General features: G+C 64.5%; 12 protein-coding genes. 5 read left to right on the top strand and 7 right to left on the bottom strand.

Features of this window, described 5'->3' with window-relative positions; translation table 11 throughout:
* Positions 1-443, bottom strand: a 443-nt coding sequence (locus A5906_RS05890) for a phasin (protein ID WP_080134393.1), incomplete at its 3' end; no start/stop codon positions are given.
* Between the two features lie 429 nt (positions 444-872).
* Positions 873-1,259, bottom strand: a complete 387-nt coding sequence (locus A5906_RS05885) for a COG4315 family predicted lipoprotein (protein WP_080134322.1) — start codon at positions 1,257-1,259, stop codon at positions 873-875.
* Positions 1,260-1,405: 146 nt separating this feature from the next.
* Between A5906_RS05885 and A5906_RS05880 the strand changes: the two genes are divergently transcribed.
* Positions 1,406-1,912: a GNAT family N-acetyltransferase gene (locus A5906_RS05880; protein ID WP_080134321.1), complete on the top strand. Its 507-nt coding sequence runs from the start codon at positions 1,406-1,408 to the stop codon at positions 1,910-1,912.
* A 9-nt stretch (positions 1,913-1,921) separates the two neighbouring features.
* Here the strand turns inward: A5906_RS05880 and A5906_RS05875 are convergent, their stop codons facing one another.
* On the bottom strand, positions 1,922-3,862 hold the full coding sequence (locus A5906_RS05875; protein WP_080134320.1) for a DEAD/DEAH box helicase: 1,941 nt from the start codon (positions 3,860-3,862) through the stop codon (positions 1,922-1,924).
* Between the two features lie 610 nt (positions 3,863-4,472).
* Here A5906_RS05875 and A5906_RS05870 point away from each other — a divergent pair.
* A complete protein-coding gene (locus tag A5906_RS05870) occupies positions 4,473-4,826 on the top strand; it encodes a cupin domain-containing protein (RefSeq protein ID WP_080134319.1) in 354 nt (117 codons plus the stop codon).
* A 3-nt stretch (positions 4,827-4,829) separates the two neighbouring features.
* Here the strand turns inward: A5906_RS05870 and A5906_RS05865 are convergent, their stop codons facing one another.
* The 3 genes from A5906_RS05865 to A5906_RS05855 form a co-directional block, all read right to left on the bottom strand.
* Positions 4,830-5,360, bottom strand: coding sequence for a hypothetical protein (locus A5906_RS05865; RefSeq protein WP_080134318.1), 531 nt, complete (start codon positions 5,358-5,360; stop codon positions 4,830-4,832).
* A gap of 108 nt (positions 5,361-5,468) precedes the next feature.
* The gene (locus A5906_RS05860; protein WP_080134392.1) at positions 5,469-5,891 is read right to left on the bottom strand and encodes a VOC family protein; all 423 of its coding nucleotides are present in this window, start codon (positions 5,889-5,891) and stop codon (positions 5,469-5,471) included.
* A gap of 112 nt (positions 5,892-6,003) precedes the next feature.
* Positions 6,004-7,155 (bottom strand): zinc-binding dehydrogenase, encoded by a 1,152-nt coding sequence (locus A5906_RS05855; protein WP_080134317.1) that lies wholly within the window; start codon positions 7,153-7,155, stop codon positions 6,004-6,006.
* A gap of 283 nt (positions 7,156-7,438) precedes the next feature.
* Between A5906_RS05855 and A5906_RS05850 the strand changes: the two genes are divergently transcribed.
* From A5906_RS05850 to A5906_RS05840, 3 genes are all read left to right on the top strand, one after another.
* On the top strand, positions 7,439-8,680 hold the full coding sequence (locus tag A5906_RS05850; RefSeq protein ID WP_283807667.1) for an MFS transporter: 1,242 nt from the start codon (positions 7,439-7,441) through the stop codon (positions 8,678-8,680).
* Positions 8,681-8,823: 143 nt separating this feature from the next.
* Positions 8,824-9,435: a PilZ domain-containing protein gene (locus A5906_RS05845; protein ID WP_080134316.1), complete on the top strand. Its 612-nt coding sequence runs from the start codon at positions 8,824-8,826 to the stop codon at positions 9,433-9,435.
* Between the two features lie 330 nt (positions 9,436-9,765).
* Positions 9,766-10,392: a transglutaminase-like cysteine peptidase gene (locus tag A5906_RS05840; protein ID WP_080134315.1), complete on the top strand. Its 627-nt coding sequence runs from the start codon at positions 9,766-9,768 to the stop codon at positions 10,390-10,392.
* A gap of 116 nt (positions 10,393-10,508) precedes the next feature.
* Here the strand turns inward: A5906_RS05840 and A5906_RS43915 are convergent.
* Positions 10,509-10,893: CHAD domain-containing protein (locus A5906_RS43915; RefSeq protein ID WP_245326604.1), on the bottom strand; the 385-nt coding region annotated here is incomplete at its 5' end.

Here is a 10,893-nt window from a genome sequence, read left to right as displayed (position 1 = left end):
GGCTCGGCCGTTTCGGTCGCGACCTTCTGGGCAAGGTCCCAGAGCTCGCGGTTCTGAGCCGAAGTTACTTCGAAGGTCTTGCGGCTGTGGGCGGTGGAGAGATTGACGAGATCGGCAAACGACCTCGCGTCGGCAAGCTGGGAAATGAAGTCCAGCGTGGAGGTGGTATTGATGTGGGATATTTCGGCGAGCTTGATGCCGTAGTCGGCGGCACGCTTGGCATTGGTCGAATAGGCATCGCAGAGAGCTGCGGTGACTTCCTCCGAAGTCGCCCTCACCTTCGCAAAATTTGCCTGGGCCCGCGTGGCGCCCTGCTCGGCGAAACTGCCGAACATCGTCTGCATGTTGAAGAACGGTACGTCGAACTGGAGCTTCGCACTTCCATTGGCCCCCACGTCTTGCGGAGCAGCGTTCGTCTCGACTTTCACATTGGCATCACTCACGGGCTTTCATCCTTTCAAGCGAAACTAGATAACGGATTGAAGACTCCCCGAGGCGCCGAGGTGCGTGCCACACCAGGACACCAATACTGCTACTTTCACTGCGGTGGAATGTTGCTGCGGATAACCGCCCCCGCCCCCTTGCAAAACCGACTATGACCGAAGACAGAGGCCGGTTCGGTTCGCTTTCAGACTCTCAGCGGGAATTTGTTCAGTTGATGCGGCGAAGCGGCGCAGACCGCGCTTTGCATCATTGAAGTTGTCGCGTTCGCATGCGCCAACTTGAGATGAGCGCGGGAGCGCCCCTGCTGCGAGGCGGATGATCGCGCTTGCGACATGATTTTTCCTGCGGGATTTGCGCCTTTCCCGCGCCGCTGCGGCCTGCGGCCCGGTGCGCCTGTCTCCGTAAGGCGGCGCACCGTGCGCGACCCGTTAGGGCATCGCCAGATGCCAGGCACCGTTCAAGAAGCCGTCGCCCGTGATGTCGCCGGGCTTCTGGTCCTTGGCGAAGGTGTAGAGCGGCTTGCCCTTGTAGGCCCATTGCCTGGAGCCGTCGTCGCGCGTGATGATGGTGTAGCCGTCGCCAGGGGCGTCGTTGGCCTCGGCCTTCAGCACCGGCCAGTTCGTCGCGCAAGGACCGTTGCAGGCCGATTTGCCGTCCGTATCCTTGTCGAAGGTGTAGAGCGTCATGCCCTTGGCGTCGGTGAGCACGTTGCCCTTGTCGGTCTTGCCGGTCTTGGTTGGCGGCGCGGCGAGCGCTACGGGAGCGATCGCGAGCGAGACGGCGAGCGTGAGCGCGAGGCGGATCGAGGACGTCATGGTGTCTCCTGTCATGCAATTGGCTTGCATGGGTAGGACGCCGCGCGAGACGCCGTATTCCTGCGGAAGCGGCAAAGATATTTTCGCTGCGCGCCCCCTAGCAGCGGAATAAACTGGAATGAGAGAAACGGAAAGACAGGATCAATATGAGCGAGCCGCATTGGCGTGACGCGCGCGCCTCCGACCTGGCCGCGATCAGCGCGATCGCGGCGCGCATCCATCCCGACCTTCCGGAACGTCCGGAGGTGTTCGCGGAGAAGATGCGGATCTTCCCCGACGGCTGCCGTGCGCTCGTCGCGGATGATGTGATCGCCGGCTACGGACTCGCACATCCCTGGAAGCAGCACCAGATCCCGCCGCTCGACGGCTTCCTGGAACGATTGCCCGACGATGCGGATTGCCTCTACGTGCACGACGTCGCCGTGCTGCCGGATCATCGCGGTGGCGCAGCGCGTGCCTATGTCGCAGCGATGGAGGAACTCGCGCGCGCATCGGGCATCGCCGCCCTCGCCCTGGTCTCGGTCTACGCCACGCAGCCGCTGTGGCAACGGCTCGGCTTTCGGCCCGTCACGGCGGATGCGGAATTGCGCGCAAAACTCGCATCCTACGGCGAAAGCGCCACCTACATGCTCCGCGAGCTCGCCGCGACGTAGCGCCTCCACTCAGCCGCGGCGCTTCTTCTTCGTCTTCTTTCCGGCCGGGCCCTTCACCGGCCATGGCGTGACCGAGGGCGACTCTGCATGGCCCGGCCTGTTCTTGTGCTTCTTTTTCTTCCCGAACGACGGAGCATCGCCGAATTTCGGCCCCCGCTCGCCGAACACCTTGCCGCGCGGCTTGAATTCCGTATCGCGCGGGCGATCGTCGCGCCGTTCATGATGTTCACTGTGACTGCTCTCGCGCCGCGGCGGCCGTGAACGCTCTTCCGAAGGCGCCTGAAGCTGGGGCGCATCCACCATCGGCTCGATGCGGATGCTGTCCTCCTTGTCGGGGCGCTTGATCTTCGCGGCAAAGGACTCCGCGACCCGCTCGGAGATCTCGAACTCGGTGGTGGTGTCCATGATCTTGATGGCGCCGATGTCGCGCTTGTCGATGCCGCCGCGGCGGCAGATCATCGGCAGCAGCCAGCGCGCCTCTGCATTCTTGCGCCGGCCGATCGCGGCGCGGAACCAGACGCTGCCCTCCGCCATGGTGTGCTTCGACGCCTTCCCGGATTTTGACCGAGGCTTGGCGGGACGATCATCACCGCCTTCAAACCTGTCGCGGCCGCGATCATCGCGCGGCCGGCCGCTGCGTTCGCCGGGATCGATGATGTCTTCCGGCGATGGCAGCCGCGCACGATAAAGCCGCGCCAGCGCCGCGGCGATGTCCTCGGCCGACCGCTCGGCGAGCAAGGCCTGCGCCAGCGTCAGATCGTCGGCCGTCGTCTCCTCGGTGAACAGCACGTCCTTCATGCGCTCGTGATCGAGCTTGCGGATTTCATCCGCCTGCGGCGCCGTGCCCCAGTCCGCGTCGATGCCCGAGAGGTTCAGCAACAGTTCCGCGCGCCGCCGCCGCGCGGGCGGCACCAAGAGGACGCTGGTCCCCTTTCGGCCCGCGCGCCCGGTGCGTCCCGAGCGGTGCTGCATCACCTCGGCGTCGTTGGGCAGGTCGGCGTGGATGACGAGATCGAGGCTCGGCAGATCGATGCCGCGGGCGGCAACGTCGGTCGCGACACAGACGCGGGCGCGTCCGTCGCGCAGTGACTGCAGCGCGAGGGTCCGCTCGTTCTGCGTCAATTCGCCCGACAGCGCGACGACGGCAAAGCCGCGCTCCAGCAGCGCCGCCTGCAAATGCCGGACGGCGTCGCGCGTGCTGCAGAACACCAGTGCGCTCGGCGCCTCGTAGAAGCGGAGCACGTTGACGACGGCGTGCTCGACGTCGGCGGGCGCGATGCGGATCGCGCGATACTCGATATCGGCGTGACCGCCCTCGTCACCGGCGACCTCGATCCGGAAGGCGTCGCGCTGATATTGCCGCGCGAGCGCAACGATGCCGCGCGGGAACGTCGCCGAGAACAGCAGGGTGCGGCGCGTCTCCGGCGTGGTCTCGAGGATGAATTCCATGTCCTCGCGAAAGCCGAGATTGAGCATCTCGTCGGCCTCGTCGAGCACGACGGCGGCGAGTTCGGAGATATCGAGGCGGCCGCGCCGCAAATGATCGCAGAGACGACCGGGCGTTCCGACCACGATGTGCGCGCCGGCGGCCAATTCGCGCTGCTCGCGCCGCGGATCCATCCCGCCGACACAGGAGACGACACGCCCGCCTGCATGCCCGTAGAGCCACGCAAGCTCACGCTGAACCTGAAGCGCGAGCTCGCGGGTCGGCGCGACGATCAAGGCGAGCGGCGCACCGGCCTGCTCGAACTGCTCGGCATCATCGAGAAGATTTTTGGCGATCGCCAATCCATAGGCGACAGTCTTGCCGGAGCCGGTCTGGGCCGAGACCAAAAGGTCGCGGCCTGCGGCTTCGTGCGCGAGCACCGCGAGCTGGACGGGGGTCAGTGAATCATAGTTCCGCTCGGCCAAAGCTCGGGCGAGCGGCGGGGTCAGGGCCGGAAGAGACACGGGATGGGGAACCTTGGTTAATTCAGGCGCGCAAATGGTGATCCGGCGGACCTGAGCTGGCATGCGCGGCAAACGGCCCGGCCGCACGCTGGCGATTTGATCTGGGCGCTCTTTACGCCAAGCGCGCGGAAATCACCATGCCTGTGATGCATGGCTTTCCAGAGAGAACCGCGCCTGAAGGTTGCAGGGGATTTTTGCGGCGACCTCCATTAACCTTGGGTGCAACCGGATCTGACGCTGTCCCCCTTGCAGCGCGCCCGGGACACCAGAGAGGTGGATTCCGCTGCCATACACTCCGTCATTGCGAGCGCAGCGAAGCAATCCAGAATCATTCCGCGGAGGGACTCTGGATTGCTTCGCTGCGCTCGCAATGACGACGTGGAGGCACCGCCGGGAATGACCGCGTGACGTCGGCGATGCGGAAACGGAGCTGCCCGCCGTCTATGTCACCAGACTGCGTGAAAATGAGATGACGGTCCTCACCCTCGGCGAAATCCCGGCGGACATTGCGCCACGCCGCGCCGCACAGGCGCGTCGGGGCGGATAGAACGCTTGCCGCACCGGCCATTCACCCCCAAATCGTGCCTCACGCGAAAGCAATGGGTGAAACATGGCCGACAGCATATCGCTTACCGACAAGCTCGCGACCTTCGGGGATTACTGGTCGCCGCGCACGATCACGACCTTCAACGAATGCGATGTGATGGTGGTGAAGGTGAAGGGCGAGTTCACCTGGCACAAGCACGACGACACCGATGATTTCTTTCTGGTCCTGAAAGGCAATCTGGACATCGAACTGCGCGATCGCACGGTGAGCCTCGGTCCGGGCGAACTTTATGTCGTGCCCAAAGGCGTCGAGCATCGCCCGGTGGCACGCGAGGAAGTTCATCTCATGCTGATCGAGCCGACCGGCACGCCGAATACGGGAGACAAGGCGACCGCGGCGGCGCGCAAGCTCGCATAGGGGTCAACGGGTCTGGCGCGGCCTAATCCTGGAGGCGGCCAGCTTGCTGAAGCGACCGACCAGCTTGGCTTTTGCGCGCGCAACAGTGTTCTTGGCGGCGCGAGCCAGGGCCCGGATGGCGCGCCAGGCTTCGGTCGCCTGCAGCCACGCCCTCGCCGCGACGTATTTTCCGTACGCCCAGGCAAAAGCAGGAATTCGCATCAACTTGTCGCGCGTGAGATGAAACAGGCGCTCGACCAGCACCAACTTGAGCAATTCGCCGACGATGAATGTCGCCGCGCCGCTGACGAACTGGCCGGTCGCAGCGAGGTAGGCTGCCAAGGGCTTGATCGGCTCCAGAATGATGACGGGTACGGAGAACAGGGCGAGCGAGGGATATGGCGGCAGCGATCTGATCCAGCCGCGCAATCGCCTGAATTCGAAATGCCGCCCGATCCAACGTGCGACGGGTCTTGCCACGGCCATGAATACCGCATCCACCAGGAAGTAGATCGCAGCCAGGACGTAAGTGACGGGTTTCAGGATTCGCTTCAAAATACCTCTCCAGCGAACTGAAGCCGAAACCCGGGCCTAGGTTTCACCCGGGTGTGAATAACTCGTGGATTCACCGTGGAACCTTTTGGGCGGCAGCGGCGCTGCACGTCAGATCTCAGCATAGACCTCCAGAAGATTGCCGTCAGGATCGCGGAAAAAGAGTGTGCGATGTCCGAACGACTGGTTGGTCGGCGGCGAGAGCAGCGCCACGCCCTGCCGCACGAGCTCGCCGGCGCATTGATCAACCTCGTCCGCGGAGACCTTGAAGGCCAGTTGCAGCGAGGCGCTGCCCTCCGGTGTCGGCGCGTCATTCGCGGTTCGGCCTGGCCGCGCCAAGGCCAGCGTGTTGGGCCCGATGCCGTACTCGATCCAGTTCGGCGAGAGCTCGCGCAACCGGGATAAGGCGAGCACGTCCTCATAGAAGCGGCACATCGCGGCCATGTCGCGCACGAAGATCACGGTGTAGTCGATCGCGCGGATGGCGCGGAAGGGGGAACGGCGGTTGGGGGCGGTCGTCTGCTCGCTTGTCATCTCGTCCTTCATCGCAAACTGCGGCGCGTAGCCCGTAGGGAGCGTAGCGGAATACGGGAAATCACGCGCGAGAATCCCGGATTACGCTGCGCTCCATCCGAGCTACACGCCCTCACTCCACCAATTCCGGCCACGGCACGATGGTCGACTTCACCGTCTTCATCGCCATCGCATCCTTCACCGCCTGCGCGACGCCCGCTTCCGTGAACGGATAGATCGTCTGCATCTTCAGCCAGGGATATTTGTCACGCGTGCGGTAGAGCATGTCGACGCCGAGCGGCAGATCGTTGCCGGTAAAGCCCCAGGATCCGAGCACGTTGAGATCCTTGGTGCAGATGCGATGCCATGACGTGTCGATCGAGCCGGCGTCGGTGAACTGGCCCATCTCGACATAGGTGCCGCCATCGCGCAGCATCTCGATGCCTTCGGGGCCGGCGGTCGGATGACCCGAGCAATCCATCACGAGGTCGGCGCCGAAGCCGCCGACAATATCGCGCACGCGCGCGATGCGCTCCTGAGGTGACTTGAGCGCCTCGATGTTGACGGTCGCCTCCGCACCGAACTCGCGTGCCAGCTTGAGCCGCGGCTCCTCTGGCGCGCCGACGCAGATCACGCGCCCTGCCCCCATCTCCCTGGCGGCGGCGACCGCGAGAATGCCGATCGGACCCGAGCCCTGGATCACCACGGTATCGCCCCAACTGAAACCGCCCGCGCGGGTGGCGCGATTGAAGGCCCGGATGCAGGACGTCAACGGCTCGGACAGCGCGCCGAGGCGCAGCGACATGTCGTCGGGCAGCTTGTAGATCTTGGTGCCCGGCAGCATCTCGAGATCGACATAGACATATTCGGCCCAGCCGCCCCACATGTGCGGCGCCTTGTCGAAGCCGAGATAGCGGCCGTAATAGACCGGCGTCAGGCACTTGTTCGCCGTCTGCGGATAATGGATGCAGTAGTAGCAGCGCCCGCACGGCATCAGCGGCGGAATCATCACCTTCGAGCCAACGCCAAGCGGCTTGCTCAAGAAGTCCTCGGAAAATTCCTCGCCGCATTCGACGATGACGCCGCCGAGCTCATGGCCGAGCGTGAACGGCCAGGGCAGCGGCTTCGGCCAGTGTCCTTTGAGGATGTGCAGATCGGTGCCGCAGACCCCGCAGGCGCCGACCTTGATCAGCGCCGCCTTGCGGCCAACCTTCGGCCACGGCACGGTGCGGATGACGGGCTCCGAGCCCGGTCCTGCGTGGGTGCAGACGCGGATTTGCTCCATGGGTATGTCCTCGCTGCCCGTCTGTTATGATTGATGGTGCGGGCTGATGAGAAAGCGTATGTGAGATGCGCGCTCGTGCCAAGATGCAGTTGCCCACATGAGCGAAGCGAGGGAGACAGTGGTCCCGGATATCGCTGCGCTCGGGCTACGCCGCTTACGACAACCACCGCCGCGGTGGTGGTCGTGGCGGCGCTGTATGGCTGATGTTCGAGCACACCCAAGTGTCTTGAGCATCCACCTGCGACCGTGTACGGACTGTTGAAGTCCCACCCCAGGTGCCCGCTTGAATCCCCTCCCCCAAAATCCCGTGGTCGCGTCCGGCTCGTTCGCGGCGATGAAGTCCGTGCCGTATCGGCTCCAGTTCACGGCCTATGTGCTGGCGATGATGGCCGACAATATCGAGCACGTGATCAGCTATTGGGTGGTGTTCCAGAAATTCCACTCGCCGACGTTGGGTGGTTTTGCCGTGCTGTCGCACTGGCTGCCGTTCCTCCTGTTCTCGGTCGCGGTCGGCGGGCTCGCCGACCGGTTCGATCCGCGCCGCATCATCCAGTGCGGCATGCTGCTGTTCATTGTCGCTTCCGCCGGATGGGGCTTCTTCTTCCTCACCGATACGATTGAGATGTGGCACGCGATGCTGCTGCTGGTGATCCATGGCTGCGCCGGCGTGCTGTGGCAGACGCCGAACCAGCTCTTGCTCTACGACCTCGTCGGACCGGCCGATTTGCCGAGCGCGGTCCGGCTGAACGCGATGGCGCGCTATCTCGGCATCCTGGTCGGCCCGGCTGTTGGTGGCGTCATCATGCTGACGCTCGGCCCCTCGCACGGCATCATCTTCAACACGCTGTTCTATCTGCCGATGCTGCTGTGGCTGTTCTGGGCGCCGGTGCGGGACAAGAGCCTGGCAGCGCGACGTTTCGCCGTGCGCGGCTTCGCCGACATCGTGCTCACCATCCGCGCCATCGGCAAGCAGCCTGTGCTGACGGCGATGACGTGGCTCGCCGGCCTCACCTCCTTCATGATCGGCAACGCCTATCATGCCCAGATGCCGGGCTTCGCCGGCGATCTCGGCCATGGCGATCCCGGCGTCTCCTACAGCGTGCTGCTCGCGGCGGATGCGGCCGGCGCGCTGCTCGCCGGCATTGCGCTGGAGTCATGGGGACGCCTCAAGGGCACGCCGCGCACCGCGATCACGCTCGCGATGCTCTGGAGCGTGGCGCTGCTCGGCTTCGCCGCGGTGCGGATCTATCCCGTCGCGATCGTGCTGCTGTTCTTCGCGGGCTTCTTCGAGCTGTCGTTCAACACCATGGCGCAGGCCCTGGTTCAGCTCAACGCGCCGCACGACATCCGCGGCCGTGTCGTCGGCCTTTATAATATGGCCGGGCTCGGGATGCGGGCCTTCAGCGGCATCACGGTCGGCGTGTTCGGCGCGGCGATCGGCATCCACTGGTCGCTCGGGCTGTCGGCCGCGGTGCTGCTGGCCCTGCTGGTCCTGCTGCATCGGCGGGGGGCACGGACGGCCTGACCGGTCACGCCCGCCCCGGGATGTGGCATTTCGAGCGCATTGTCTCTGTCCATGATCGACGCGCCCGATCCTAACGCGGCATTAACCTTGTGCACCTTAGGGTCGTGCCGGACTCCGCCCGGGCGGGGGGTCGGGTGTTGAAAATGGCGTTGGCGAACAAAAAATTTCTTCCGGCCGCCGAGGAGCGTCGGCGTTTCCAGCGGGTCAAGGTGCACCTGCTCGGCCGCTACATGCTGCCGGACCGCCGGGAATTCCCCTGCCAGGTGATCAACATGTCGCCGGGCGGCCTCGCCTTGCTCGCCCCCGGCATCGGCAATGTCGGCGACCGCGTGGTTGCCTATCTCGACCATATCGGCCGCGTCGAGGGCAAGATCACCCGCATCATCGACAATGGCTTTGCCATGACGATCGGCGCGACGCCCAGAAAGCGCGACAAGCTCGCGGCACAGCTGACCTGGCTCGCCAACCGCGACATCCTCAACCTGCCGGAGGATCGCCGCCACGACCGTATCGTGCCGCGCAACCCGATCGCGGTGCTGACGCTCGAGGACGGCACCAAGATGACCTGCCGCATCATCGACCTGTCGCTCTCAGGCGCGGCCATTGCCGCCGAGAACCGCCCGCCGCTGAAATCGATCGTCCTGCTCGGCCGCGTCCAGGGCCGCGTGGTCCGAAACCTCGAGGATGGCTTCGCGCTGGAGTTCATGCACGAGCAGCCAGCCGAGACACTCGAAGAGAGCGTTACCGCACGGTAAAGCGAAACCGCGCCAAAACCACTGTTTTTCCAGCCCTGAAGGCGGCCTCCGCAATGCGGACGCCGCCTTTTTCGTGCCTGGCCACGGCCCGGCGCGGGTTAACGCAGGCCGTCCGCGTGCGCGCAAAAGACGGTTCCGCCAGCGTTTCCGCGTTAATCCATAAAATTCGAATCAATTGCAGTCATTTCAAATTTTATGCGAATTTTATTCAAGTATAGATCGAATTCGCCGCGCCTTTTACTTGTATTCGTCTCGACTTGACTTGGCTGACTTAGCGGCAACTCAAAAGCTCCGTGCGAAATGTGGTCCCAACAAGAAACGGGGGCCGCAATGTTTGATTTCAGGGGACAGGGGAAGGGTCTGGCGATCGCCGCCATGCTCTTCGGGATCAGCGCGGCAGCGCAGGCCGGCGAAGGCCGTCTGCTCTACGCGAGCCTCGGCGACACCACGCGTGCGCCGATCGGCTGGGTCGAATTCTGTGCGGACAATGCCGCGCAGTGCCAGGGCGGGCCGACGCAGCCGCGCGACATCGTGATGTCGCAGACCGCGTGGCGCGATCTCGTCAAGGTCAATCGCTGGGTCAACGAGACCGTCAAGCCTTTGACCGACCAGGAGCACTGGGGCGTAATCGAGAAGTGGTCGCTGCCGTCGGACGGTTACGGCGACTGTGAAGACTATGTGCTGTTGAAGCGCAAGATGCTTATGGATGCCGGCTGGCCCCGCGAGGCCCTGCTCATCACCGTGGTGCGCGACAAGAAGGGCGAAGGGCACGCGGTTCTGACCGTGAAGACCGACAAGGGCGAGTTCGTTCTCGACAATCAGAACGAGAACGTCGTGGCCTGGACGGAGACCGGCTACCGCTTCGTCAAGCGCCAGTCGCAGAGCGATCCCAATGTCTGGGTCTCGCTCGGCGATACCAAGCCGGCGGTCTCCACCGCCAGCGCGAGAGATCAGTAGGAACGAGACAACAGGTTACGCGGCCCGGTCACATCCCCACCCCTCCCCGTCCCAGACCGGTTCGCGCGCGGCCAGCCATCCCCCAATGGCTGGCCGCAACTTTTTGGGGCATGCGATCAGCCCTGTGACGACCACGGCACGCGCGCGGCGGTGAAGTCCCGCCAGCCATCCTGCAAGGACTGCTGCACGCCGATCGATGCGCGCGCCTGCCAGCCGGCGATTGCGGCCGCCGCAATCGCGCTGTCGCGATCGTCAGAACCGAGCCCGTCGAGCAACGAGGCCGTCACCGCCATGTCGTTGAAGGCGCCGAGCTCCTCCTGCAGGCCTGCGAGCCTGCGGGCGAATTTTCGCGTGGACTTGCGATCGGCAAACAGCGGCAGCAGGAACTCGCCGAGATAGCGCAGGCGCTTGGCCGCGAGCCGAACCCGGTGCACCTCGTCGACCGTGAGCGACTTGAAACGGCGGCCGCGCTTGAGCACTTTTGCATGCTGCTCCGACAGG

The sequence above is a fragment of the Bradyrhizobium sacchari genome, from assembly GCF_002068095.1.
Lineage (GTDB): Bacteria > Pseudomonadota > Alphaproteobacteria > Rhizobiales > Xanthobacteraceae > Bradyrhizobium > Bradyrhizobium sacchari.
The sequence above is the reverse complement of the archived record's forward strand: the minus strand, read 5'-3'. Positions and strand labels throughout refer to the sequence as shown.